The sequence below is a fragment of the Nitrospira sp. T9 genome, assembly GCF_052156535.1.
In the GTDB taxonomy this organism is placed as follows: Bacteria; Nitrospirota; Nitrospiria; order Nitrospirales; family UBA8639; genus Nitrospira_E.
The window spans coordinates 39,668-64,344 of sequence record NZ_JBQKUP010000042.1 but is presented as its reverse complement, the minus strand read 5'-3'; the positions used below and the strand labels follow the sequence as shown (position 1 = coordinate 64,344).

Below are 24,677 nucleotides of genomic sequence, written 5' to 3'. Positions count from 1 at the left end.
GGAGTAGCCAAATCTATGGTCAAGCTGATCTGGCATGTCGGGTACGGAAAAGAAGGCCTAAGTAACTCAATTCATTCAATGTATTGACATTTTCCTACAAATGATCCTGGCAGCAGTCTGTTGGGATTGTCCCAGGACTGGCCATTATCCATCTTTTCAACAAATGCATGAAAGAGATCTTTTGGCAAAATCTGGCTCAGGACCTCCCTGGTTGGTAATGACCTTTGGTCTGTTATGGATTCTCGTTCCACACCCTGGACTCGAATCAGAGCCGTCTTTCTCACTCTCCCTCAGACTGATTGGTAGCTATTGTGTCTGGCTTTGCACTCAGACTCTGGCATATACATGAATGGTCCCACGAATGAAACCAATCTCACAGGGGTTTGCGCCTTCAATGGCCGCGTTTCCTTATGGGCCTTGAGAGGCCACAACGGGAAGTATTGTAATTTTGGGAGCAAGTCTGGTGGGTAGGGAATCCCCTCAATGAGTCGATTCAAAATAAGCTAGACGTAGAGCCTTGGCTTATTCAACACTCCACCTTGACTGAAGCAGCCCCAGGAGTCGCTATGCACCTCATAGCTTTTCTCACGTTCTCCATCCGCTCTCAGATTATCATCCTGTAGTCTATTTTCGGCTCAAAAATTGTGACGTCTACAGACGAAAATAGGAGTCATATACTGCCTCCTTAAACAGTCCTGCATCGTTGCTGCAGCTTGTGTATTCTTCAGGTTTCCCCAAAAACACAGGGGAATTCCAGCATTTCCTCAAGCCACCATTGGTTCACCTTTTACTTGAAACTCGTCTCCTCAACCGTTATAAAAGTACATTGTTTGCCGTTTACCCCCTATCCACAGAATCAGGCATAAATGTAAGGATGATACATATGAACGAACGCTCGACGCCTCCCGTACAACCGTCCAAAAAGCCAACGATATTCTACCTCCTGTTTCTTGCTGTTCTCACAAGCCTGACCGCAAGCTGCGCGCAGAAAACATGGGATATCAACAGATACATTCACGCTCTTGAACGCCCGGAACGTGATCAGCACCAACAACCCGAAAAAGTCATTGAGGCCTTGAATCTCGCGCGTGGCATGATGGTGATCGATATCGGGGCAGGCTCGGGTTATTTCACCCGTCGCTTCGCCGAATCGGTGGGAGAGAAGGGACAGATCATCGCCATCGATGTCGAACAGAAAATGTTGAATTACAACAAACAGCAGTTGGAAAAACGTGGGCTCGCCGACAGAGTCCGTTTTATTCTGGCCGAAAAAGAAGGTCCCACATTTTCCGGGAACAATGCAGACATGGTGTTCCTGTGCGACGTCTATCACCACCTAGAAGACCAGATCGACTATCTGGCCAACACCAAGCCCGCACTCAAGCCAAACGGGCGTGTGGTGATTATCGACTACTACAACGATGCACGGTCGGGCACACTCGGATTCTCAAAACGCCATCTGGTTCCCAGAGAACAAGTGATCAAGGATATGGAACAAGCCGGCTTTACCCTGGCCAAAGAACACACCTTCCTCCCCCGCCAATACTTCTTAGAATTTGTCCCAACCCTAACAAAAGGTGACGGCAAAGCCGGTTAAATTTAATTGGCCCCCTTCATAGGTGCCACAAGGGCACGTGGCTTCTTCCAATTATCCAATCTTCGTTTCTACTGGCGATGAAAAATTTATTTTGGAAACCATAAAGAGTCCTAATGCGCAAAAACAGATAGCACTTGTCTGCGTTATCATCAATCCACCTGAATGTTCGCTGGCTGTTCACAGGCCCACGCTTTAGTCGTGTAGCACGATCTCGATTTTTTTGTCCGTCTGCCAACAGTGCCTCTTTCATGTTCCGCCCTAACCGAGTCCGCGGCTGAGCAAGGGGCCGGAGACCAGTCTGTTCGAGCCGCGCGTTCGGCTGCCGCAGGCGGCTGGGAAGCGGAACCAGCCGCAGACTCGATTCAGCCGACCGCTCATCACTATCCCTCCATCCCACATCGAGTAGCCACGGCCTCTTTCATTCCCGTTTGCTCCCCGTCTGCCGCCGGCGAGCGTGCCGAGGAGGGAACCCGCAAGCGAAGCTTGCGGGCGGTCCGGTTGAGCACGGGGTTAGCGGTCATCATGGGCTCACAGAGCCCTCGAGGTGCCGAAGATAGGCTTCGATCATGACCCTTGCGATACCTCGTGCCTCAGTCAGTTCGGCCTCCGTCGCATCTCGGAGAACGCCCCCGGTCTTGCCACGGTGACGCCCCTGCCGCAGGGGCTCGTTGTTGCAGAGTTGTCCGAAGCGCGACCACGGGGTGCTGCCGATACCAAGGGCGGTTCGCGTCGCGTTCTCGCCGCCGAACTTTGCAGAGAGAGCGTCCCGCACCTCATAAAGATGTACGAGTTCGTTATTCGGATCCTGTACTGCCGCAGCTTGACTCTTGAGCAATGAAGCGAGTAGCGAGTCCGTAGGTCGATGGGTGCTAATAAGCTCGCCAAGGCTCTTCTTTTTCTCGATGCGGTCTCGCTTTGAGTCGGCGATGACGTTCCCGTCTTTGTCTTTGATCTGAATGTCCACTGTCCCAGCAGAGAGCACTATCCGCGCCGGTTCAAGTTCGATGAAGATGTCTCTGCGGGCGTCCGGGGGCACTCGGGTCTTCGTTGAGCGCGAGAGTTCGTAGGCACGATGGGTGAACAGCTGCACTCCTAGGAACCGATCATTCAAGGCGTCGTGCACCCGTTGTCGCATGTCGGGGTCTGCTTCAAAAACCGCGGAAGCAATCTTCGCTTGGACTCGACCATCTGCGATGGTCATAGTGTAGTCCTGGCGAGAAATCTCGATCGGCTCCTCGAAATAATCCGGGGGCGAGAACTTCCACTCCAATAGCATAACCGCGCTCATTCGATACACCCTATGACCGCTAACGCCGCCGCTCAGGCGCGGGTGACAGGAGAGGGACACATGAACAGAGAAAAAACTATGCTGTCACCCGTCGCCTGCAGTGGCATGTTAGGCTGGGCACCTGGATGACGCATTCATATATTCAAGCCTGACCCTAATCCTCCCCGTCTCATAAGGTCAGCTCTTCCTCAATGAACGCTTGGAGTTCTTTCGGGGACGGAAGATTGGCCGAATCGCGTCGAGGACTTCGTTTCCGTGCGACGTTCGAAAGCTTTTCGTGTAGCGGACGAACGTCTAGCCAGAGAGCCGAGTTAGCATTTTGTCTCTCGCGAATATGGTCGGCTGTGAGTGCTACGTAGCGATGGAGCCAATAGAAAAAGAACTCCCATGCAAGCTCACGATCAATCAGCCCACGACGATCAAGGGAACCGATGCCTTGGAAAAAATCCAACACCGAATCAACACCGTCGTCTGGCCTGAGACCTGCCTTGAGCGATTCGGCCGCCACGATTCTAGCCCTCTTCATAGACTCACCATTCCACTGATCATCCAGACGGAGAAGTACGTCCAGTTTTGTCGAGGCGCGTCGTTGGCGGCCTTCGAAGACCGCTATTGCAAGCGCAATTAGCGCAGTAATAATTGCCGCTATGGCAGTAACAATATCCGCATTCATGGTACAACTCCTGCCGAGCGTTAGAGGGTAGGCCCCTGGCAAGCGGCGCTAGAATTTCAGTGGCGCCTCCTGTGAAGTCTTCGATTGATAACCGTCATAGCCTAACACCACCTGCTTGCGGGGGTTCACAGTCCGTCCAGCGGACTGCGAACGCCCGCTGGCCAACGGTTGAGCACATGAGCGTAGAGCATCATCTTCATCAATCCCAGACTGTCAGCGCCGCGCTGGAATAACCGTGGAGGATTTTTGATCAATCGCCAAAATATGTCAAGGTGAAATGAGCCCTCTTAGCTCTAAGTTTATTGTTGAGGATAGTATGCTCATGAGAGGAGACAGTCGGCGGGTTTGGAAAAATGGATCATACAGAATATATGGATATATGGCTTCTCGCTCTTTCATGTGAGTCCCTGAAAAGTTCGGCTCCCCTGGTCCAACGCCTGCCGTCTGGCCCAAAGGAGGGACGCGCTCCTCAGTTGGCGGACCTTTTTTGAGCCCTTCGAGAAACCTTAGTGCAGGCTCCGCGAGTTGGTCCGCCCTCCTCAGGCTGGCGTTCCTCCGATCCAATAGGGCCGGACGGGGCGTCAATGGTTTTGGGTCCTTTTGCCTCCACAACAATAGTCGCGCTCTTCGAGACGCATCATGCAAAGCCTCGCCTGCCGGGGCGAAACCCGGCAACACAGAACATCACATTGATACTAGAGATGGGGCCACACGTGCGATGCCTTCATTTGCCGGCACTTTTTTTGTTGGCAAATCCCAAAATAGATTCCCGATACACATCGTAAAGCCGAAAAGCCGGAACCAATAATTCTTTATCAAGAAAAAAAAAGTCAGAAGTTGGACTGAGTATGACTTTATCTTGAAGAAGAACCAGACGAGGAGGGTCGTCTCGAATTTTTGGGATTCGTATTGCGAACACTCGGCTGTACTTTCTCGAGTGAACTCCTGGCCTCCGAGATGCCCCCATCATCCACAGCCTCCTGTAGCCGACGCACTTCGTCAAGAATTTTCAAAAATCGACGGCCGAACGGGGTGAGTTGATATTCCACTTCAACCGGAGGCTTTTGTCCCAACACCGTGCGCCGCAGGATGCCGAAACGGATCATCTTTCGCCATCGCTCATTCATGACTTTGGCCGACAGACCTGGACAGGCCCGGAGCACCATACCTGGGCGATTGTGCCCCTGGGCACAAAGCTGGAGTAAGCGGACAGACCACTTACAGCCCACAATACTCTCCACCATCGAGGCCACAGGAATTTTCTTGCCATCCTGCAACTCCGATTCCACACCCATCGACGAATTATCCTGAACCATTCAGTCACCCACTTACCAAAAAGTGCCTTCTTGAGAATATTCCTGCAGGCTTAGTATCTTGCATGAAAGACCAATACTCAACCATCAACCACCCAAGGAGACTTTTGATGGCAATCCAGCTAGCTCCAGAGTGGCAGACCACAGACTGGTTCAATACCCCCGAGCCCCTCAGCCTGTCCGGGCTTCGGGGACAAGTCGTGCTTCTTCATGCATTTCAGATGCTCTGTCCCGGCTGTGTATCGCATAGCCTGCCACAGGCTCAACGTGTCGCCACGCTCTTTCCCGACGTCCGGGTCATCGGGTTGCATACGGTATTCGAGCACCATGAGGCTATGGGGTTGTCGTCGCTGCGCGCGTTTCTGCATGAGTACCGCATTCGTTTTCCGGTTGGGGTCGACCTGCCAGGACCGGATGGCGACCCGCTTCCCCGAACCATGCAAGCGTATGCGATGAGGGGAACTCCAACCACGGTGTTGATTGACGCACAAGGCAGACTGCACCGCCAGGTGTTTGGAGTCCATGACGATCTCCTCCTCGGAGCGGACCTCGGATTATTGCGGGAGCACGCAACATCCTCAGCGCCATTCCCGGCAAGACCCGAACAGCTGGCGAAGCCTTCATGCGCAGACGACTCCTGTGCCATCGGATAAAACGAATCTGTTTTTGGTACTATTTGGCCCAGGGCTCACCGGTACAATGCGCAGAGGCTTCTTTGTCCAAGTAGATAGTCCGGAGACTTCCAACATTCCCTGCCGGCTTTTACAGCAAGGGTTCGCTGGTGAGGAGAGAAAAACCGCCGTGGTCCAAAACGACAATCCACTGTGCCATGGCTTCGGGAAGTTGCCCTCGAAGCTGAGTTTGGATGATGGCCATTTTTCGGCCGGGAGCCGCGAGGTGTTGGGGGAGTTCTTCGTCATGCACCCCAAGAAAGTGTACTTTGCGTTTGGCATAAAAACTGAGGGAGGGGCGCTTCCGGCCAAATTGAATTAATCGGTCGTCCCGGCCTAAGTTATAGCCGGCGATGACAGCTAACTCCTGTGGTGGTCCGATGAAATACTGTTGGTAAATTGAGAGTCCTCCTCGTGCGACCAATATTGAAAAGATCAGCATCATCCCGCATCCTACCCAAAAGGCCAGATGGCGCTTGGTGTCAGATCGCATACACTGCCGCATGAGCATGGTGCCTAGTACCATGACAAGGCCTACCAGCGACGGAAGCCATGCCAGATCCACCTGGACCGCAGCCGGGAACTCTTTGGCAATTTGCTTCATGAACAACTGAAAGACCGCCGGCACAAACATCATTGCGATGCCCAAGAGATATCCCACCCCAATGAGGATACGAGTGGAAGCGGTGAGTCCAACCGGCTCTTCTTCTGTCAAAAAACGCTTCCACCACAGTGCGATCAGCAGGGCTGCCGCCGGAAACACCGGATAGATGTAATGGGGCAGCCGCGTGGCCGAGAAGGTAAAGAACAGCAACAATCCCACCACCCAGAGGCTCAGGAAACACTCCAAGTGTTGTTCCTGTGACACAAGGCCTTGTCCCTGCCAGAACGCTTTCCAGCGTTTTAACGTGTGAGACAACACGGAAGGGAGACAGGCACTCCATGGAAAAAATCCAATCAACAATACCGGGACATAAAACAAGAGCGTCCCCCCATGACCTTCCATGGGATTCATGAACCGGCCGGTGGTATTCGCCTGCGCCGCGGCCCAATAGGCTTCCCCATGTATTTGAAACATCATCACATACCAGGGAGCCGCGACAGCGGCGACCAAAACGATTCCGACAAGGGGAAAGCCCCGTGCCCAGAATATTCCCCATTGGCGCGTCAAGGTCAGATAGGGAATCACCCCCACCAGCGGAATGATAATGCCCACAGGCCCCTTGACCAACATGCCAAATCCCATAGCCAGATAAAAGATGGCGAAAAGCCAGCGCTTGGTCTGTTCATGGTGGAGCGCGTGCCAAAAGCTATAGCCGGCCAATGTGGTGAACACGACCAGTTCCGGATCGGTCAGCACCATGCGATTGATACCCAAAAACTCCAAATTCAGCAGCAACATGCAGGAAGCGAACAGGGCCACCATGGGGCCGGCCCACCTTCGAACAAACACATATTGAAGGAACAGGAGGCAGAGACCTGATAAAGCCGAAGGCAACCGCGCGGCAAATTCATTAATGCCAAACAGGGAATACGACCCGCTGATGAGCCAATACACAAAAGCCGGTTTGGCATAGCGTGGTTCATAGTTAAGAGTGGGAGAAATCCAATCACCGGTCTCCAGCATTTCCCGGGCCGCTTCCGCATTGCTCCCCTCATCCCGATCCGTCAACCCCAGTGCGCCGAGATCCGGGCCAAAGAGCCATCCACCCTCTACGCCCAAGAGCCAGGCAGCCAGGAGCAGCACACACACCAACAGAAAAAGAGGCGATTGCGTTATTGAAGAGCGGAAAGATGACGGAAAGAGTGCTTGAGGGGGAGGGCTATCCACTCATGACTCGCTTATTGGCCTGATGGAGCAGCATAATATTGCGGACATACACCACGGTTCCGACGCTTTGGCCGGCCATGAATACCAGATCGGCGATGTGAATGGCATAGGTAAGCACAATTACACTCCCAACCAGGCTCATGTACCAGAACGACATGGGAATTTGGCTTTCCTCGTTGCGTTCCGACACCACCCATTGCACCAACCAGCGTGAGAAAAAAATGCCTTGCCCCAAAAAACCAAAGCCGATCCAGAGGAGTTCCTCAGACGACATGGCCAGGAAAGAGTGCGTGAGGGATTCGAACATCGTTAGTAACAGGGAATGAATCGTTAAAAGGGGTCCATCGATTCAGATCCCAGCCGGTGCATAAAAGAGTTGTTGTACGTTAATTGTTTCCAGCAGGTGGTCAATTCAAGAATGCTACAGTTCGGATTTTTCGGGATGGCTACCCTTCATGGTGTAGTTCAAACAGCGTTTTTGCATCCATCTGACGGCGAAGAGATCATACAGACCGGCAAAAAGCCTGTTGCCAATTCCATATTTTGATGTCCCATGGGCTCTGGGAAAATGCTGGACGGGTATTTCAGTCACCGTAAACCCATACATTTGGGCCAGCGCCGGGAAAAACCGGTGCATGTTTTTAAATGGAGGAAGTCGTTTGACCACGGCCTGCTTAAAGACCTTCAAGGAACAGCCGGTATCCGAAATGCCGTCATGCACAGCCCAATTTCGAACCTGGTTGGCAATTTTTGACGACCATCGACGGACCAGATTGTCATGTCTGGCTTGCCGTCGCCCACACACTAAATCATACCGTTCCACGAATGGAAGAAGTTTAGCAAAGTCATTCGGATCATACTGCAGATCACCGTCCATGGTGGCAACGAGTTCTCCTCTGGCCTCCCGAAAGCCGGCATCGAATGCCGCCGTTTGCCCGTGATTCCGGTCTAAATGAATCACCCGTATCGCAGGAAACTGTTTGGATAACTCATCCAGCAACGGCCCACTCCCGTCCACACTCCCATCATCCACAAAGACAAGTTCAAATGCCGCAGAGCCACTTTCAGGCCTTGACTCAAAAAACTTGAGTAATTGGCTCGCTAATAGCGGGATGTTTTCCCGCTCATCTTTAATAGGAATGACAACGGAAATCCAATGGCGCGGCGGGTGGAGACTCATGGATTGCGCGGACTACGCTACAGATTTCAAAATAATGACAAAACACACGTTGCGGACCCTCCTACCCGGTCACCATTTTACTGAATAACTAAAAAATCGGTCAAACCGCCATATATCACGAAATGCTCTCCCCGAGTTTCCGTGACCATCATGCTACACTCCACACCGACGGTCACAATAAGTTGACCCTGGAAACAGCCTTTTGTAAGGTGGAGGACATTATGAAGGAGGAACATTCATGCAAGAAGACATTCTTCAAGCCTATTTGGAAATAGAGCAAGCGATGCAGCGCTATTCCATGTTATTACAGGAGCATGTGAGCCGGCTCGAAACACAGACCGATGCGGAATCAAAAAACCGATTCCATAGAATGAAAGCCGGCTCAAAGGCCATGAGAGATAGCAGCCAGATTTATCTCTCCTATGCGAAATATGTGGCGTATGGAATGCCCGAGGGTGAGGAGCTGGCTGAAGAGGAGGACTTACAAGCCTAGCGAGCCTTCGTACTGCCCAATCGACTCTCCCCTAACTGATCGAGGAGACGAAGAAAACCTTTCTGCTGAAAAGAAAATATGGTCGGGGCGAGAGGATTTGAACCTCCGACCTCTCGCACCCCAAGCGAGTGCGCTACCGGGCTGCGCTACGCCCCGACATTAACCTGACCAGTCGTATTCCCATCCGTCGTCATTGGTCGAAACCTATACCGTCGTTCGCCGCAAAATTTTCAGAATACCTTGCAGTTCCACCTTCGCTTTTTCCACTCGGTCTTTCGGGACTTGCACGGCTTTTTCTGACCGTTTTTTGCGATACCAATATCGCTTCAGGCCCGCAATCGTATACCCTTCATCATAGAGCATTCGTTTAATTTCAAAGACCGTTTCAATGTCGGCTTTCGAATAAACCCGGTGTTTGCCCTGACTTTTCTTGGGTTTGAGAAAAATGAACTCCGACTCCCAAAACCGCAGGACATACGCGGGGAGATTCGTCAAATCGGCGACTTCCCCTATTTTATAAAAGGCCTTATCCTCGTATTTGGTTCCACCTCCCATAGCTGCAATCACCCCACGGTGTATCTAGCAAGAGAGTGAAAGAGACCGATTGCGAGATTCTCGCCCGTCAAGAATTGACATATTTCTTAAAGAGTTGGCTTGGTCGGAAGGTCACCACGCGTCTGGGCGTAATGGCAATTTCTTCTCCGGTCCTAGGGTTCCTGCCTTTCCGCTCTCCCTTATTCCGAACAACAAAGTTCCCAAATCCGGCAATTTTAACGACTTCCCCTTGTTGAAGCATGGACTTGATCAAATCCAAGACATGCTCCACCATTTCCATGGAGTCGGTTTTTTGGATAGCTGCCGTCTCTGTGATGATTTCGGCAATGTCAGCCTTGCGCATAAATCAAAACCCCCTCACCAGTGATCTTGAAGACCGTACATACGGATTGTGAATTCACGCCTTTGACCCTTCTTGCTGGCAGCAACGTAACGGGCAACGCAGATGATGTCAAGAACCGGGCTCTTCAGAGGATTCGCCTTTGTCAGCCTATACGGAGGGACCGCTATCACTTTTACGGCTTCTCCTTCATGAGCTTATACTCAATACTGTCGGCCAGGGCCTGCCAACTGGCTTCAATGATGTTCTCCGATACCCCGACCGTGCCCCATTTTTCCTTGTGATCCCCCGACTCAATCAGGACTCGCACACGAGAACCCGTTCCATGTCGCCCGGTCAACACACGGACCTTATAATCCAGAAGTTTGACTTCCTTTAACTGCGGATAGAAATGCTCCAGTGCTTTCCGAAGGGCATGATCGAGCGCATTCACCGGCCCATCACCGACCGCCGCGGTATGTTCAATCACCTCCCCGACTTTGACCATAATCGTGGCTTCAGAAATAGGGTCTTCATTCGTTTTCCGTTTTTCCACAATGATCCGGCACCCCAGGAATTCGAAGGATGGGGTATAGGTCCCCATGGCTTTCCGCACTAACAATTCAAAAGACCCTTCTGCGCCTTCAAATTGGTAGCCTTCATATTCCAACGTTTTAAGGGAATCCAGCAATTCAAGGACCTTGGGATTATCCTGAGGAAGATCCAGTCCGAAGGTTTCCATCTTTCCAAACACGGCACTTCTTCCACTGCTATCGGAAATTAAGACGCGACGATGGTTGCCGACGATATCGGGATTCACATGTTCATAGGTGAGCGGGTTTTTTTGCACCGCATGAATATGCACCCCCCCCTTATGAGCAAACGCGGTATCTCCCACATACGGCTGCCGTTTGTTGGGAGTCAGATTGGCCATCTCGGCCACATAATGAGAAATGGTGCGAAGGTGTGCCAAACGTCCATCCCCCAGGGCTGTTCGCTCCATTTTTAATTCCAAATTGGCCATAACGGAACACAGGTTGGCGTTCCCGCACCGCTCTCCAATGCCATTGATCGTTCCCTGGACCTGGATCGCTCCCGCTTGCACGGCGATCAAGGAATTGGCAACCCCCATTTCCGCATCATTGTGTGCATGGATGCCTAACGGCACAGAACAGTTCTTGCGGATCTTTGCAAAAATCTCCCCAATATCCCATGGCATCGTTCCCCCATTCGTATCGCACAACACGATCCGTTCCGCTCCGGCTTCTGCCGCAACTTGAATGGTTTTCATGGCATAGGCGGGATCCGTCTTATAGCCATCAAAAAAATGTTCGGCATCGTAAAAAACCTGCCGTCCCCTCGACCGGAGATAGGAGATGGAATCGGCAATCAGTTCTAAATTGATGGCCAAGGTCGTTTCCAAGGCTTCCGTCACATGGAGGGTCCAACTTTTCCCAAAGATGGTCACAATATCCGTCTCAGCGGATAAAAGGGCTTCCAGCGTCGGATCGGCCTTTGCCGTATTTTTGGCTTTTCGCGTCGAACCAAATGCCACGATTTTGGCATGCTGCAATGGAGTCGATTTCATGACTTGGAAAAACGCAATGTCCTTCGGGTTGGCTCCCGGCCACCCTCCTTCTATAAAATGGACCCCTAGCTCATCTAATTTAAGAGCGATACGAACCTTATCCTCCACCGAAAAGCTGACATCTTCGGCCTGAGCTCCATCCCGGAGGGTCGTATCGTAGATTTCGATGACTGGAAATTGAGAATTCATATCACGCATTCGCACTACCGGTGGCGACACACAATCCCACGCTAAGCCTTTCTGCTCCCCGGAGGTACTTCTAATTCAAACTCCTGGTGCAAGGCCCGAACAGCTAACTCCATATATTTTTCTTCTACCACACAAGAGATTTTTATCTCCGAGGTACTGATCATCATGATATTAATACCTTCACGTGAGAGTGTCTGAAACATTCTGGCTGCGACACCGGAATGCGAACGCATTCCCACTCCCACTAACGAAACTTTGGCAATGGATTCGTTCACCTCGACCGTCCGCGCTTCCACTGATTTGGCAATATCTCTGATGAGACCCATGCCTCGAGGAAGGTCAGCTCTCGGCACGGTAAAGGAAATATCCGTCAGGGAATCCTGACTCACATTTTGTATAATCATATCCACATTGATGGCCGCATCGGCAATGGAGCAGAACAATGTGGCCGCAATTCCAGGGTGATCGGGGACCCCGACCACCGTGACTTTGGCTTGATTCCGGTCACCCGTGACCCCCGAGACTAAGACTTCTTCCATATCGACATCCTCTTTTACCACGCAGGTTCCAGGCCCGTCTTGAAAACTGGATCGCACTTCCACAGGGACCTGATATTTCGCCGCTAACTCCACCGAACGAGACTGTAGAACTTTCGCACCCAGACTCGCTAACTCTAACATTTCTTCATAGGAGATTTTATCCAATCTTCTCGCGCCCGGCACAATATTGGGATCGGCCGTGTACACCCCATCCACATCGGTATAAATAAAGCAGGTATCGGCCTTGAGCGCCGCCGCCAATACCACGGCCGTCAAATCCGAGCCGCCGCGCCCTAATGTGGTCACATCGGATGCGGCGTTGATACCTTGGAACCCGGCCACGATGGGAACAATCCCGTCACTCAAGGCTCCCAGCACCCGGTCCGTATCGACACGGGAGACTCGGGCTTTGGTATGTGTGCTATCGGTCACAATCCCAACCTGACGTCCCGTAAAGGATTGCGCCCTGATCCCAAGACTCTTGAGGGTCATCGCCATCAACGCAATTGTGACCCGTTCTCCAGAAGAAAGTAACACATCCAGCTCCCGATCATCTGGATCAACGCTCAAGGTTTTGGCCATTTTCATGAGGCGATCCGTTTCCCCGCTCATCGCGGACAACACGACCACCAGTTGATGCCCCTCACGGAAAGTGTGCTGAATAAGCCGGGCCACGTTTTGAATTCGTTCCAGGCTCCCCACTGATGTACCGCCGAATTTTTGAATATACAGGGCCATGGTTTTATTGAGTGGCCATAAATCGCTCAAACAGTTTGGTAGCATCACGGAGGGGTCGATTGGCTACCTCACGTTCATTCATTGGTCCCGCATGATTTTCAGATTTTTCCCCTGGCCCTTCAAACACCAGATAAGGCGATATGAAAGACCCTCCATCCTTCTGCCAATTCGGACATGACGTCACCATGACGACGATGCGGATGGAGTTGGTGCTTCCAACAGACGCATGAATGGCATTAATGACCTGTTCGTCCACTTGCCCAAGATATTCCACTAATTGTGCGGGTGGGACCGCCTGTCCATCCTTCAAGCCCCACTCGTAAAAGGGAATGTGCAGACAGACCAGGTCATGCCTGTCCAAGGCCGTCGAAGCCTGATTAGCTACCGCCTGCAACCATTCGATATCTCCCCCTCCCACATGTTCGACCTTGACCGTCTGAAGTCCAGCGGCCATTCCAACACCGATATACGGCCCATCGGACGAAATCACGAGACCGTTGACTGGCCACCGTTCATGTAAATGAGGCAATTCCACAGGCTTTCCTGACCCCCACAACCACAAACAATTGGCCGGTTTTAAGCCGGCACTCAGGCGCTCGTGATTCACAGGATGATGGCAGAGGATCACCCGGGAAGCCGCCATGAGTTCACGTAGGATGTGCGATCCATCTCCGGTCGGCAGATACGCCTCGATCGACTGTCCTAAAGCCTCATATGGGTTGCGACAAGCCACTTTCCCGCTTGCGCCCACCCAGACCATAAGATGCCGATGATGGCTGCCCATGTAGAATTGAATATTTTCAGAAATCAATTGTTCATTAACGGCATCAATGAGTTCTCGGGCCTCCTCAGTCCCGATTCCTCCGCCATAGGGATCGGCCATGAATAGGTGAGGACCAAATTTTTTCTCATCCCCCCATCCATCCTGACCCCGGAGAGTCACCAAATGACAAAGATAGGCCACATCATGGGCGTCCAGAACAACCTCTAATCCCTCTGCCTCAAAGGCACCAGGACCGGTATACCACTTATGGGGATCGTATCCCAATAAAGCCAGCAGGGCCATTTCCCCGCAAAAGGGACGAGTTTCCCGGGGAACCCCTAAGCGCCCCAATTCGCCATGCTCCGCTAATTCATCCAGGTGCGGTGTCCGAGCCGATTGTAAGACGGTTTGGTCTCCTAATTCTTGATACGACTGTCCTGTCAATCCATCGACGTGAATCACGATCGTTTTTCGCACGACCTGAGCCTCACTGTGTTGAGTTCATGAGTAGTTGAACGAACAATCCTGGTTTTCAGAGGACCATGAGGGATTATTGATTCGTTAATTGCGCTCTGACCGCTTCATGTGTTGCAGGAACCGTCACCGGTCGATAGGAGACCGAGATGGCCGTATCCGGATCCTTTAACCCGTGTCCGGTTAGGGTACACACAATTGCCCCCTCCTTCGGCAACAACCCAGCGCGATTCATTTTGTCAATCCCAGCCAGAGACGCAGCGGAAGCGGGCTCGCAAAAGACCCCTTCTTCACTCGCCACCATTTGATACGCTCGAAGAATTTCTTCGTCCGATACCATGTCCAGATATCCGTGTGATTCCTCCACCGCTTCCAGAGCCAAACACCAACTGGCCGGATTGCCAATCCGAATGGCCGAAGCAATGGTTTTCGGCTCCTCCACGACATGACCCCTGACCAAGGGCGCGGCTCCTTCCGCTTGAAACCCGAACATACGAGGCGATCCTTGCGTTTGTCCGGCCTTGTGGTACTCCCGATATCCTCGCCAATACGCAGTTATATTGCCGGCGTTTCCTACCGGGAGGGCATGAATGACCGGGGCATACCCTAACTGATCACAGATTTCCATGGCCGCCGTTTTCTGGCCCTCCAAACGAAACGGGTTAATGGAATTGACCAATTCAATAGCGGTTTCCTCGCACAAATCTTTTACGATCGTTAAGGCCTGATCAAAGTTTCCTTCAATCTGAATGACTCGAGCCCCATGCATGAGCGCCTGCGTCAATTTACCCAATGCGATATTCCCTGCCGGCACGACGACATAGACCGGCAACCCTGCCTTCGCCCCATAGGCCGCTGCCGAAGCGGAAGTATTGCCTGTCGAGGCGCACATGAGTCCCCTGGCTTTACTTTCTACGGCCTTGGAAACCGCCATGGTCATCCCCCGGTCCTTAAATGAACCGGTTGGGTTGGCCCCTTCTATTTTTAGATACAGCCCCAGACCAGGACAAATTTTCCCGGCTAAGCGCTTTGCTGGAATAAGTGGGGTATTCCCCTCCAGTAGTGACACGATCGGAGTCTGCTCTCCCACCGGAAGGAATTTTCGATATTCCTCGATAATGCCACGCCAAGGAATCATAATGGCTTGTCCCCCTTCGTGACGCGATTTGGCCTCATGTCTTATTCCACCCCTTCCATCCGAAGTAGCGTCGTTGGCTCTGATATCATGGGAAGCGCATTAATTTCCTGGAGTGCGTCTTGAACCGCTCGCTCCACCGAGCGATGTGTCAAGATGACCAACGGCACCGTTTGTCCTTCCTTTCGCCCTTTTTGCAGGACAGATGAGATACTGATCCCACGCTGTCCAAGAATTCCCGATATGGCCGATAGAACGCCGGTTTGATCTTTAACCATGCACCGTAAATAATACCGGCTTTCAATCTCGTCCATCGGCCGTATGGCAATAGGCTCGCGCGATTCCCATTGGAATGAGGTCACAGGAACCCGTCCGGCAACCCCGGCGATACGATTGCGTGCCAGATCGATAATGTCTCCCACTACGGCACTGGCTGTGGGAAGCGATCCAGCCCCTTTGCCGTAGAGCACAACATCTCCAACCGCGTCACCAATCAGATGAATGGCATTATAGACCCCATTGACCTGTGCAATGGGAGATCCGGCCGGCACCAGGGCGGGATGCACTCGTGCCTCAATGGCATGCTCTTGAAGTTTTGCGATTCCCAGCAATTTAATGGTAAACCCGAGTTCACGGGCAAACTCGATATCCACCGTCGAAATACGGGAAATTCCCTCAGTGAAGATGGCTCCCATGGGCACGGGAGTCCCATACGCCAGATTCACCATAATAGCCAGTTTGTGAGCCGCATCCACGCCATCAACATCCAGTGATGGATCCGCTTCAGCATACCCTTCCCGTTTCGCTTCCTGTAATATTTCCTCAAAATCACGGTGCTCATTGGTCATCCGGGTCAGAATATAATTTGACGTGCCATTCATGATTCCCGTAATCGACAAGATCCGGTTTGCAGCTAAGCCTTCGGTAAGCGAGCGAATGATGGGAATGCCTCCCCCCACACTCGCTTCAAACCCGAGATCAACGCCTGCCTTAAATGCCGCCTCAAATATCTCTTCCCCGTGGTCGGCCAACAACGCTTTATTCGCCGTGACCACACACTTTTTTCGTTCAAGTGCCTGAAGAATAAACCGTTTGGCGGGTTCATGCCCGCCAATTAACTCCACCACAATATCAATAGCCGAATCATCCAGAATGTCCCTGACATCCGTCGTGAGTACCCCTTGAGGCACCGAAACCCCACGATCGGTTCTCACATCCAAGTCCGCAATTCGCACGAGTGCCACCGGAACTCCAACACGTTTCGTAATGAGGCTGACATTTTCCTGGAGAATCTTCACCACTCCTGTTCCCACCGTCCCAAACCCGATCAGCCCAACCTGGATCGTCTTTCGCATTAGACGTCTCCATCCAGCTTTAAGGCCTGACGGATTCCTCTAACGGCCTGGAAAATCCGGTGCTCATTTTCGACCAATGCAAAGCGAACATAGTCATCGCCGCCTTCGCCAAATCCTATTCCCGGTGACACCGCCACTTTGGCATCTCGTAGCAATAACTTGGAAAACTCCAAAGACCCCATTCCAAGGTACTGTTGTGGGATTTTTGCCCAGGCAAACATGGTGGCGCGAGGATAGTCGATCGGCCAACCAATGCGGTTGAGTCCACGGACCAAAGCATTGCGCCGTCGCTCATATCGGCCCACAATTTCTTTTACGCAATCCTGCGGACCGTTCAGGGCAATAATACTGGCAATTTGAATAGGCTGGAACATGCCATAATCCAGATAACTTTTGATCTTGGTCAACGCACCAATGACTTCACGATTCCCGACACAAAATCCAACCCGCCACCCCGGCATGTTATAGCTCTTCGAGAGGGAGTAAAATTCCACGCCAATTTGTTTGGCCTCAGGAATTTGAAGAAGGCTGGGGGCTTTGTACCCATCGAACACGATATCGGCATAGGCCAAATCATGAATGACCCAGACTTGATGTTCCAGTGCAAATTCCACCACCTTTTTAAAAAACTCCAGATCCACCACGCGAGTGGTGGGATTATGAGGAAAACTGATGATCAACGCCCGAGGAGCCGGTTGCGTCTGCTTAAAGGCCTTTTTCAGATTTTCGAAAAAATCCGAATCCGGGCCTAATTCAACCCCGCGGATTTCGCCACCCGCGATGATCACACTGTACATATGAATCGGATACGTGGGAGTCGGTGCCAGAACCACGTCACCCGGTCCCACCATGGCCAGGGCCAGATGCGCCAATCCTTCCTTCACCCCAAGGGTCACAATCGCTTCCGTCTCCGGATCGAGACTGACCTCGTAATTTCGTTGATACCAATCGCAAATCGCATGACGCAATTTCGTAATACCGCGTGAAGCGGAATAGCGATGATTGCGCCCGAGTCGCGCGGTCTCAATCAATTTGTCTACAATATGACGGGGTGTGGGCTGGTCAGGATTGCCCATACCTAAATCAATGATGTCTTCTCCCCGCTTCCGGGCTTGGAGTTTTAACTCTTGAACCTGAGAGAAGACGTATCCTGGCAAACGTTGAATTCGGTAAAAAGGTTCCATTGTTTGTGTAAAATGACGAATCGTCCTTGATGGTTTGGGAAGGAAATGGATAGATAATCGTACGATTTAATAGAGTTTTTATTCTAGTTGAGGTAACGCGACCAGTCAATTTCAGAGTAGGGGAATTTTCAGTCGATTTTTCACGATTCACTCCCCTGAACTGAAAATCCCTTTATTGCAGGAAGATTTTCCCTTTTGCCATAATGAGATCTCGTTGATTCATCATTCGCCCGGACTTTAAAGGACTTCCATGGCACGACTCGGCGTGAATATCGACCATGTGGCAACTCTTCGCCAGGCTCGTGGAGGACATGAACCAGACCCTATTATTGCGGCTTCGTTGGCTCATCTTGCCGGGGCCGATGGCATTGTCGTGCACCTCCGGGAGGACCGGCGGCATATTCAGGATCGGGATCTGACCATTTTGCGTGAAACCGTGCAGACGCATCTCAACTTAGAAATGGCCGCTGACGATGCGGTGGCCAAAATTGCCTTAAACATTAAACCCGATCTGGTGACCCTCGTGCCCGAACGACGCCAGGAACTCACCACAGAGGGTGGGTTGGACGTGCTCGAGCATCGGGACCGTATCCAGGCCATGGTGCAATTACTCCATGAAGGCGGCATTCCCGTCAGTCTGTTCATTGATCCTGATGTCAATCAACTTCGCGCCGCCCACAAGGTCCAAGCAGACTGCATAGAAATCCATACCGGTCGCTACGCCAATACCCGCCGTCAGCAGGAAGAAGATGTTGAACTTGACGCGTTGGTTCAAACGGCCAAACTTGCGTCGAAATTAGGATTGCGTGTGAGTGCGGGGCATGGGCTGAATTACCGGAATATCAGGCGGCTGACCGGCATTTCGGAAATTGAAGAATTCAACATCGGTCATAGCATTATTGCTCATGCCCTGTTTGTCGGACTTGAACGGGCGGTCCGTGACATGAAACACCTCCTGGGATAACGTCTACAAGAAGAAGCAGGTTCCATCAGTGTGAACGGTGAATGATCCGATGACACCCACGAGTCAATTCAAAAACCATATAGAACCCGAATGTCGTCCTAACCCGTCTACGCATGACTTGCTGTTCCTCATGCTTTAACCAACCATTTCTCCTTGTTCCTATGATTTGCCTATGTGGGTCGTGACCGTTGAACAGATGCAAACACTTGATCGGCGCACGATTCAAGAAACCAAGGTTCCCGGCATCACCTTAATGGAGCGGGCGGGAACCGGTGCGATGAGGCACCTTATCGAAGTCTATGGTTCCCCTAAAGGCAAAAAGGTCGTCATTCTTTGTGGCAAGGGGAATAATGGTGGAGACGGTTTGGTTGTTGCCAGGCTCGTGGCAAAAAAAGGTGCAAAGCTGAAGGTCGTCTTGATGGCTCCACTCAAGGCACTCAGTCCCGATGCGAAGATTATGTATCGACGACTTAGCAAAAGCATCAGACCATCTCTGGTAACCGTCAATCCCTCGGAGGAATCCCTGCATTCCCTCACCCAAGACGCGGATATTCTTGTCGATGCGCTCCTTGGTACGGGCCTCTCTTCCGCAGTTCGCCCACCCTACTCCTCCGCCATCGGAGCCATGAATGCCTCGCAGGGCTTTACCGTAGCCATAGATATTCCGTCCGGCTTGGATAGCAACACCGGGGCCATACTGGGAGCCGCTGTTCAGGCCGATCTCACCGTGACGTTCGGATGCCCGAAACTCGGCCTGTATCTTGGTTCAGCCATCGACAAAGTTGGAGCCATCCAAGTCGTCGATATTGGGATTCCCCAGGAATTTGTGGTGGATCTGAACCCCCAGGTTCATCTTCTGTCACAAAAGATGGTTCGCTCCCTTATTCCTCTTCGCCCCCTGTCCTCACATAAGGGGACCTTTGGACATGCAGGAATTGTTGGTGGTTCACAGGGAAAAACAGGGGCTCCGGCTATGGCTGGACTAGGGGCACTTCGTATTGGAGCCGGCCTGGCAACCGTGGCTACGCCTCACAGCATTTCCCCCATTTTGGAGTCAAAACTCCTGGAGGTGATGACTGAGTCCATGCCGGAATCGTCCCAACACCTCCTGGGAATGGAAGCCTATCCATGCCTTCTTGCTTTCGCCGCTAAAAAATCGGCTCTGGCTTTCGGACCCGGTCTGGGGACCTCTCCTGAAACAACCGAGGTCTTGCGTCATCTCCTTCCTCAACTGGAGGCACCCTGCGTTCTCGATGCCGATGCCCTCAACGGATTAGCTCAACATCACCAAATATTTTCACTCTTCAAGCGACCGCCAATCCTGACCCCACATCCAGGAGAGATGGCCAGGCTTCTTGGAGTCTCCTCCAAACAAGTCAATGAGGATCGCATCGGCGTCAGCAGACGGTTTGCCATGCAACATCAGGTCGTCCTGGTACTGAAAGGCGCTCGAACTATCATCAGCGAACCCCAGGGACAAGTGGCCATCTGCCCGACAGGGAATCCTGGAATGGCTTCCGCCGGAATGGGAGATGTTCTAACCGGAATCATTACGGGTTTATTGGCTCAGGGCTTGAGCAGTTGGGATGCGGCCCGGGCTGGCGTCTATCTGCATGGATTGGCAGGCGATCTGGCTGCCGCCAACATTGGTGAACCAGGACTGATCGCGGGGGATGTGTTGACCACTATCCCTCATGCATTGACCCATACCCTCTCTTATTCGTAGGCTCATGAATCTGAATCCCTCTCACCCCACACCTCATCAGACCTCAAACGGGAATGCTCTTCAACTACGGATGGCATCCGCCCAGGAAACCATCCGATTCGGTGAACGGTTAGGGCAACAGTTAACAGGTGGAGACGTGCTCGCTCTTACGGGTGACTTGGGAGCAGGGAAAACCGTTCTTACCTGTGGTATCGCCTGTGGGCTAGGAATTCCCATTGAACACGTCAGCAGTCCCACGTTTACCCTTATTCAGGAATATCCAGGGACTATTCCGCTTATTCATGTGGATTTATATCGTCTTGAGGGGGCATCCGATTTATCCACATTAGGATTAGAGGAATATTTCACTCCAAACACCATTGTCCTCATTGAATGGGCGGACCGGTTCCCACAGATATTACCCTCCGACCACATGGCCATTTGCTTGGAATACGGAGAGGAAGAAAACATCCGCCTCATCACCCTGTCTGGAACCGGACCAAAAACCATCCGCCAAGTGGCCAACATACAAGGAAATTTGTCAAACCCACATTGACTCAAATTATCAATACCACATACAACTGAACCGACATATTCGTGCGACCATCTCATCCGGATTCAAAAAAGAAGGATCGGCATGGATCCACAAATGACATGACCTGCACACTCATTTCAGGCGATTCTTACCACATCCAACAATTATAAAAACGAAACAGCTCACCTGATGAAAGACCAAGAACTCTCCCCGCTCATGCGCCAATTTCAGGATGTAAAGGCTCAACATCCTGATGCCATTGTATTTTTTCGTGTTGGGGATTTTTATGAAATGTTTTTTGAGGACGCCGAAGAAGCCTCGAAACTCCTTGGCATCGTATTAACAGCACGAGGCAAGGCCAAAGGGGAAGCCATCCCTCTTTGCGGAGTCCCCTATCACACCTCAACCGGGTATATCGCAAAGCTCTTAAAGGCTGGAAAAATAGTGGCCTTATGCGAACAGGTCGAAGACCCCAAGCTTGCCAAAGGGCTCGTCCGTCGTGAAGTCGTGCGGGTCTATACCCCTGGAACCTTATACGATCATGAGTTGCTTCCGGCAGGAGAGGCAAATTTCCTGTCAGCGCTGTGTTACACCCCGTTATCCATATCGGGGAATACCACTCTAGCTAATCGCTTCGGACTGGCCTCCCTAGACCTTTCAACCGGGGAATTTTGGATCTCGGAGTCCTGGATGAAGCATTCGCTACAAAGTGTCGTCGATGAACTGGTCCGCCTTGAACCCAAAGAAGTCATCTTTCCTGCTGGAATACAGGAGGCAATGACCTCCGCATTCCAATCTTTGCCTATCGCCCGCATCGTGCCTCGTGACGCCACGACCTTTGGCCTTAAGGAAAGCCAGACCATCCTCACAAAAATTTTCCAAGTCAATCATATCGAAGACCTCCAGCTACATGGCCTTCATTCCGGACTTCAGGCTGCGGGCGGCCTTTTACACTACCTGGCTGACACTCAGCCCACACTCGTGCACGCCCATATACGGCGGCCATGGATTCGACTCCTCGAACATGAAATGCAATTGGATCAGACTACCCTGCGAAATTTAGAAGTTCTCAAGCCCGTATCCGAACTACGACAAAGCCCTACCTTACTCACGACATTGGACAAGACTAAAACTCCAATGGGCACAAGACTCTTGCGGGAGTGGATCGTCCGCCCCCTGACCCAGGTCACGGCCATACAACTACGCCAGGAAGCGGTGAAAGAATTGGCCCTTCACCTTGGGATTCGCATGACGATTCGTGAGCATCTGAAAACGGTACAAGACCTTGAACGACTGAATAGTCGGATTGTCCTGGAAGTGGCCAACCCTCGTGACCTCATGAATCTCCATCGCTCCCTTGAAAATTTGCTCGGACTTCAACAACTCTTATCGTCTCTCACGTCTCCCATGCTACAAACCATCCATGAGGCGTGGGATCCCCTCCAGGATGTCTCATCCTGGATTGGCGACACCATTATTCCCAATCCACCCCTTTCGGCCAAGGAAGGAGGCATCATTCAAGCAGGGGTGAATGCAGAACTCGATGAGTTGCGAATTCTGGCAAAAGAAGGCACCAGGTTACTGGCCGAAATGGAAACTCGTGAACGTCACCGGACCGGCATCGACTCTCTCAAGGTGAAATTCAATCAGGTCTTTGGCTATTACATTGAAGTAACGAAAGCGAATTTATCGCGAGTCCCTGCCGATTACCACCGGAAACAAACCCTGGTCAATGCCGAACGGTTTACTACCGGTGAGCTGCAGGACCTCGAAGGTCGACTCTCGAGCGCAGACCAAAAGATGAAAAATCTGGAAGGGCAGTTATTTGGTGAAATACGTCTCCGCGTCGCATCCGCCACCATCAGAATCCAGGGAATGGCGCAGCAACTGGCCAGGCTGGACGTCCTGACGGGTTTGGCAGAGGCAGCTGCCGTCAATCGGTATCATCAACCGACGGTCCATGAAGGCGGAACAATCCAGATCACGGAAGGTCGACATCCTGTCATTGAGCACCTCCAACAGACTGAAGGATTTATCCCCAACGATACAATACTAGACCTGGACACCAACAGACTTTTATTAATAACCGGTCCAAATATGGCAGGAAAAAGCACCTATTTGCGGCAGGTTGCCCTTATTGTCCTGATGGCTCAAATGGGAAGCTTTGTACCGGCTGAATCCGCCAGAATAGGAATTGTGGACCGGATTTTTACCAGAGTAGGTGCAGCAGATGACCTCAGTGCCGGCCAAAGCACATTCATGGTGGAAATGAGTGAAACAGCAAGAATTTTGGACACCGCGACTTCGCGAAGCTTATTGCTGCTGGATGAAGTGGGCAGAGGAACCAGTACCTATGACGGACTGAGTATCGCATGGGCATTGGCCGAATATATCATAGATCGCGGACATCTGGGAGCACGAACCCTTTTTGCCACCCACTACCATGAAATGACTCAATTAGAGTCGCTCCGCGAAGGAATCAAGAACTATACGGTTCTCGTCCAGGAGAAAGGGCAGGACGTTCTATTCTTGAGAAAAATCGTCCAGGGAAAGGCCGATCGAAGCTATGGAATTCAAGTCGCCAAACTTGCAGGGATACCAAAACCGGTACTGGATCGTGCAAAAAATATTCTGTCTCAGCTTGAACAGGATGCATCCTCCACCACTGTACCACTCTCCGATGAAACGATGACTATCCCAAACGAACAAGACTCCCCCAAACCCCATGTCATTTTAGATGAAGTCAAACAAATGGATCTTTTTTCGATGACTCCACTTGAAGCCCTCAATATGCTTGCTGACTTTAAAGCCAGATTGAATGCGGGCAATACATAAAAAAAGGGCCTGTGGTTTCCCACAGGCCCTTTAAAAAAACATTTAAATCTTTTTGAGATAAAGATTATTTGGCTGCCTCGAATTCCCCTTTGGTTGGGTCATAAACTTTCCCTAGCCCTTGATCAGAGTTGGGAATGACCCCCGCAATGGCCTGCCCGTCTGGGATCAAAACATCATAAAGCATTTTGCGATTATTGGGCCAACTATCAGCCCTCATGGCTTCCAATACAGGCAATGTCCGGAGGCTATGAATACTTCGTGGTTTTTCAGGAGTTCCTGCTACCTCTGGAACTGCCTTGGCTGATGAAACCACCCGGTGGTTTTGCTCGGTCTCTTGAACAACAATCTCCACCAACCCATAATTTGATGGCTTCGTGTCTGTCATCACAGCCTGGCTGGATGAATCCTTTCCTGCCTGGACAAGTGTTTTCCACACCTCATCACTCCCTGGATACACCTTGATGTTTTTTCCAGGGTAATACTTTTGCCAATAATATCCACTCTCCGCATTTCCACCAAATACGGCCACATTGATCCACACGGCCTTATCGTAAGGATCTACCACAGCCACGCGCCCCTGAAGGGTCGTTGGCTTGCTTAAATCACCCCACTCAAACCGCTCCTGAAAAGCTTCGATTGCCATTGCACTCGAGGCCATAGCCCCAACTAGCGCCACGGCTCCAACAAGGGCCAACCCTTTCTTCTTAGCACTTTTCATAATGGCTTCCCTCCTCGACTAAAATTTTAATTCTA

The 24,677-nt window shown here is 51.6% G+C and carries 23 protein-coding genes and 1 tRNA gene; 7 read left to right on the top strand and 17 right to left on the bottom strand.

Annotated features, from left to right (window positions below):
• Positions 1 to 883 precede the first annotated feature (883 nt).
• A complete protein-coding gene (locus ACTRXD_RS19730; protein WP_442433495.1) occupies positions 884 to 1,597 on the top strand; it encodes a class I SAM-dependent methyltransferase in 714 nt (237 codons plus the stop codon).
• Positions 1,598 to 1,977: 380 nt separating this feature from the next.
• On the opposite strand, the gene ACTRXD_RS19725 is transcribed toward ACTRXD_RS19730, so the two are convergent.
• The 4 genes from ACTRXD_RS19725 to ACTRXD_RS19710 all read right to left on the bottom strand — a co-directional run bounded on the left by ACTRXD_RS19725 (position 1,978) and on the right by ACTRXD_RS19710 (position 4,853).
• Entirely contained in the window at positions 1,978 to 2,121 is a 144-nt protein-coding gene (locus ACTRXD_RS19725; RefSeq protein WP_442433494.1) for a hypothetical protein, read from the bottom strand.
• Positions 2,118 to 2,885: a hypothetical protein gene (locus tag ACTRXD_RS19720; protein ID WP_442433493.1), complete on the bottom strand. Its 768-nt coding sequence runs from the start codon at positions 2,883 to 2,885 to the stop codon at positions 2,118 to 2,120. Before ACTRXD_RS19720 ends, ACTRXD_RS19725 begins: the two co-directional genes overlap by 4 nt.
• Positions 2,886 to 3,054: 169 nt before the next feature.
• Entirely contained in the window at positions 3,055 to 3,558 is a 504-nt protein-coding gene (locus tag ACTRXD_RS19715; protein ID WP_442433492.1) for a hypothetical protein, read from the bottom strand.
• 854 nt (positions 3,559 to 4,412) lie between these two features.
• Positions 4,413 to 4,853: a winged helix-turn-helix transcriptional regulator gene (locus ACTRXD_RS19710; protein WP_442433491.1), complete on the bottom strand. Its 441-nt coding sequence runs from the start codon at positions 4,851 to 4,853 to the stop codon at positions 4,413 to 4,415.
• 128 nt (positions 4,854 to 4,981) lie between these two features.
• On the opposite strand from ACTRXD_RS19710, the gene ACTRXD_RS19705 reads away from it, so the two are divergent.
• Positions 4,982 to 5,524: a redoxin domain-containing protein gene (locus ACTRXD_RS19705; RefSeq protein WP_442433490.1), complete on the top strand. Its 543-nt coding sequence runs from the start codon at positions 4,982 to 4,984 to the stop codon at positions 5,522 to 5,524.
• A 109-nt stretch (positions 5,525 to 5,633) separates the two neighbouring features.
• On the opposite strand, the gene ACTRXD_RS19700 is transcribed toward ACTRXD_RS19705, so the two are convergent.
• The 3 genes from ACTRXD_RS19700 to ACTRXD_RS19690 form a co-directional block, all read right to left on the bottom strand.
• Positions 5,634 to 7,373, bottom strand: coding sequence for an ArnT family glycosyltransferase (locus tag ACTRXD_RS19700; protein WP_442433489.1), 1,740 nt, complete (start codon positions 7,371 to 7,373; stop codon positions 5,634 to 5,636).
• Positions 7,366 to 7,680: a lipid-A-disaccharide synthase N-terminal domain-containing protein gene (locus ACTRXD_RS19695; RefSeq protein WP_442433488.1), complete on the bottom strand. Its 315-nt coding sequence runs from the start codon at positions 7,678 to 7,680 to the stop codon at positions 7,366 to 7,368. Before ACTRXD_RS19695 ends, ACTRXD_RS19700 begins: the two co-directional genes overlap by 8 nt.
• Before the next feature lie 114 nt (positions 7,681 to 7,794).
• Entirely contained in the window at positions 7,795 to 8,553 is a 759-nt protein-coding gene (locus ACTRXD_RS19690; protein WP_442433487.1) for a glycosyltransferase family 2 protein, read from the bottom strand.
• Between the two features lie 238 nt (positions 8,554 to 8,791).
• Between ACTRXD_RS19690 and ACTRXD_RS19685 the strand changes: the two genes are divergently transcribed.
• On the top strand, positions 8,792 to 9,046 hold the full coding sequence (locus ACTRXD_RS19685; RefSeq protein WP_312741462.1) for a hypothetical protein: 255 nt from the start codon (positions 8,792 to 8,794) through the stop codon (positions 9,044 to 9,046).
• A gap of 79 nt (positions 9,047 to 9,125) precedes the next feature.
• On the opposite strand, the gene ACTRXD_RS19680 is transcribed toward ACTRXD_RS19685, so the two are convergent.
• From ACTRXD_RS19680 to ACTRXD_RS19640, 9 genes are all read right to left on the bottom strand, one after another.
• Positions 9,126 to 9,202 (bottom strand) — tRNA-Pro (locus ACTRXD_RS19680).
• 48 nt (positions 9,203 to 9,250) lie between these two features.
• Entirely contained in the window at positions 9,251 to 9,601 is a 351-nt protein-coding gene (locus ACTRXD_RS19675) for a MerR family transcriptional regulator (protein ID WP_442433486.1), read from the bottom strand.
• A 67-nt stretch (positions 9,602 to 9,668) separates the two neighbouring features.
• A complete protein-coding gene (locus ACTRXD_RS19670) occupies positions 9,669 to 9,944 on the bottom strand; it encodes an integration host factor subunit alpha (protein WP_312644181.1) in 276 nt (91 codons plus the stop codon).
• 172 nt (positions 9,945 to 10,116) lie between these two features.
• Positions 10,117 to 11,697: a citramalate synthase gene (cimA, locus tag ACTRXD_RS19665; protein ID WP_442433485.1), complete on the bottom strand. Its 1,581-nt coding sequence runs from the start codon at positions 11,695 to 11,697 to the stop codon at positions 10,117 to 10,119.
• Between the two features lie 41 nt (positions 11,698 to 11,738).
• Positions 11,739 to 12,974, bottom strand: coding sequence for an aspartate kinase (locus ACTRXD_RS19660; protein WP_442433484.1), 1,236 nt, complete (start codon positions 12,972 to 12,974; stop codon positions 11,739 to 11,741).
• Positions 12,975 to 12,978: 4 nt separating this feature from the next.
• Complete coding sequence (locus tag ACTRXD_RS19655) at positions 12,979 to 14,214, bottom strand: hypothetical protein (RefSeq protein WP_442433483.1); 1,236 nt, start codon at positions 14,212 to 14,214, stop codon at positions 12,979 to 12,981.
• Positions 14,215 to 14,287: 73 nt separating this feature from the next.
• Complete coding sequence (thrC, locus tag ACTRXD_RS19650; RefSeq protein WP_442433482.1) at positions 14,288 to 15,349, bottom strand: threonine synthase; 1,062 nt, start codon at positions 15,347 to 15,349, stop codon at positions 14,288 to 14,290.
• A 41-nt stretch (positions 15,350 to 15,390) separates the two neighbouring features.
• Positions 15,391 to 16,701, bottom strand: coding sequence for a homoserine dehydrogenase (locus tag ACTRXD_RS19645; protein WP_442433481.1), 1,311 nt, complete (start codon positions 16,699 to 16,701; stop codon positions 15,391 to 15,393).
• A complete protein-coding gene (locus tag ACTRXD_RS19640; protein ID WP_442433480.1) occupies positions 16,701 to 17,885 on the bottom strand; it encodes an aminotransferase class I/II-fold pyridoxal phosphate-dependent enzyme in 1,185 nt (394 codons plus the stop codon). The genes ACTRXD_RS19645 and ACTRXD_RS19640 overlap by 1 nt, the downstream gene beginning before the upstream one ends.
• 250 nt (positions 17,886 to 18,135) lie before the next feature.
• On the opposite strand from ACTRXD_RS19640, the gene ACTRXD_RS19635 reads away from it, so the two are divergent.
• The 4 genes from ACTRXD_RS19635 to mutS all read left to right on the top strand — a co-directional run bounded on the left by ACTRXD_RS19635 (position 18,136) and on the right by mutS (position 23,924).
• Complete coding sequence (locus ACTRXD_RS19635; RefSeq protein ID WP_442433479.1) at positions 18,136 to 18,849, top strand: pyridoxine 5'-phosphate synthase; 714 nt, start codon at positions 18,136 to 18,138, stop codon at positions 18,847 to 18,849.
• A 172-nt stretch (positions 18,850 to 19,021) separates the two neighbouring features.
• The gene (locus tag ACTRXD_RS19630; RefSeq protein WP_442433478.1) at positions 19,022 to 20,575 is read left to right on the top strand and encodes an NAD(P)H-hydrate dehydratase; all 1,554 of its coding nucleotides are present in this window, start codon (positions 19,022 to 19,024) and stop codon (positions 20,573 to 20,575) included.
• A gap of 4 nt (positions 20,576 to 20,579) precedes the next feature.
• Positions 20,580 to 21,110, top strand: coding sequence for a tRNA (adenosine(37)-N6)-threonylcarbamoyltransferase complex ATPase subunit type 1 TsaE (gene tsaE, locus ACTRXD_RS19625; RefSeq protein ID WP_442433477.1), 531 nt, complete (start codon positions 20,580 to 20,582; stop codon positions 21,108 to 21,110).
• Between the two features lie 168 nt (positions 21,111 to 21,278).
• Positions 21,279 to 23,924 carry a DNA mismatch repair protein MutS gene (mutS, locus tag ACTRXD_RS19620; RefSeq protein WP_442433476.1) on the top strand — a complete coding sequence of 882 codons (2,646 nt, stop codon included), beginning with the start codon at positions 21,279 to 21,281 and terminating at the stop codon, positions 23,922 to 23,924.
• Between the two features lie 64 nt (positions 23,925 to 23,988).
• Here mutS and ACTRXD_RS19615 read toward each other — a convergent pair whose 3' ends face one another.
• Positions 23,989 to 24,642 carry a hypothetical protein gene (locus ACTRXD_RS19615; protein WP_442433475.1) on the bottom strand — a complete coding sequence of 218 codons (654 nt, stop codon included), beginning with the start codon at positions 24,640 to 24,642 and terminating at the stop codon, positions 23,989 to 23,991.
• Between the last annotated feature and the right edge of the window lie 35 nt (positions 24,643 to 24,677).

What these genes read in the sequence shown, in the direction of transcription:
- ACTRXD_RS19730 (WP_442433495.1), top strand. Translation starts at nt 884, where the DNA reads ATGAACGAACGCTCGACGCCTCCCGTACAACCGTCCAAAAAGCCAACG.
- ACTRXD_RS19725 (WP_442433494.1), bottom strand. Translation starts at nt 2,121, where the DNA reads ATGATGACCGCTAACCCCGTGCTCAACCGGACCGCCCGCAAGCTTCGC.
- ACTRXD_RS19720 (WP_442433493.1), bottom strand. Translation starts at nt 2,885, where the DNA reads ATGAGCGCGGTTATGCTATTGGAGTGGAAGTTCTCGCCCCCGGATTAT.
- ACTRXD_RS19715 (WP_442433492.1), bottom strand. Translation starts at nt 3,558, where the DNA reads ATGAATGCGGATATTGTTACTGCCATAGCGGCAATTATTACTGCGCTA.
- ACTRXD_RS19710 (WP_442433491.1), bottom strand. Translation starts at nt 4,853, where the DNA reads ATGGGTGTGGAATCGGAGTTGCAGGATGGCAAGAAAATTCCTGTGGCC.
- ACTRXD_RS19705 (WP_442433490.1), top strand. Translation starts at nt 4,982, where the DNA reads ATGGCAATCCAGCTAGCTCCAGAGTGGCAGACCACAGACTGGTTCAAT.
- ACTRXD_RS19695 (WP_442433488.1), bottom strand. Translation starts at nt 7,680, where the DNA reads ATGTTCGAATCCCTCACGCACTCTTTCCTGGCCATGTCGTCTGAGGAA.
- ACTRXD_RS19690 (WP_442433487.1), bottom strand. Translation starts at nt 8,553, where the DNA reads ATGAGTCTCCACCCGCCGCGCCATTGGATTTCCGTTGTCATTCCTATT.
- ACTRXD_RS19685 (WP_312741462.1), top strand. Translation starts at nt 8,792, where the DNA reads ATGCAAGAAGACATTCTTCAAGCCTATTTGGAAATAGAGCAAGCGATG.
- ACTRXD_RS19675 (WP_442433486.1), bottom strand. Translation starts at nt 9,601, where the DNA reads ATGGGAGGTGGAACCAAATACGAGGATAAGGCCTTTTATAAAATAGGG.
- ACTRXD_RS19670 (WP_312644181.1), bottom strand. Translation starts at nt 9,944, where the DNA reads ATGCGCAAGGCTGACATTGCCGAAATCATCACAGAGACGGCAGCTATC.
- cimA (WP_442433485.1), bottom strand. Translation starts at nt 11,697, where the DNA reads ATGAATTCTCAATTTCCAGTCATCGAAATCTACGATACGACCCTCCGG.
- ACTRXD_RS19660 (WP_442433484.1), bottom strand. Translation starts at nt 12,974, where the DNA reads ATGGCCCTGTATATTCAAAAATTCGGCGGTACATCAGTGGGGAGCCTG.
- thrC (WP_442433482.1), bottom strand. Translation starts at nt 15,349, where the DNA reads ATGATTCCTTGGCGTGGCATTATCGAGGAATATCGAAAATTCCTTCCG.
- ACTRXD_RS19645 (WP_442433481.1), bottom strand. Translation starts at nt 16,701, where the DNA reads ATGCGAAAGACGATCCAGGTTGGGCTGATCGGGTTTGGGACGGTGGGA.
- ACTRXD_RS19640 (WP_442433480.1), bottom strand. Translation starts at nt 17,885, where the DNA reads ATGGAACCTTTTTACCGAATTCAACGTTTGCCAGGATACGTCTTCTCT.
- ACTRXD_RS19635 (WP_442433479.1), top strand. Translation starts at nt 18,136, where the DNA reads ATGGCACGACTCGGCGTGAATATCGACCATGTGGCAACTCTTCGCCAG.
- ACTRXD_RS19630 (WP_442433478.1), top strand. Translation starts at nt 19,022, where the DNA reads ATGTGGGTCGTGACCGTTGAACAGATGCAAACACTTGATCGGCGCACG.
- tsaE (WP_442433477.1), top strand. Translation starts at nt 20,580, where the DNA reads ATGAATCTGAATCCCTCTCACCCCACACCTCATCAGACCTCAAACGGG.
- mutS (WP_442433476.1), top strand. Translation starts at nt 21,279, where the DNA reads ATGAAAGACCAAGAACTCTCCCCGCTCATGCGCCAATTTCAGGATGTA.
- ACTRXD_RS19615 (WP_442433475.1), bottom strand. Translation starts at nt 24,642, where the DNA reads ATGAAAAGTGCTAAGAAGAAAGGGTTGGCCCTTGTTGGAGCCGTGGCG.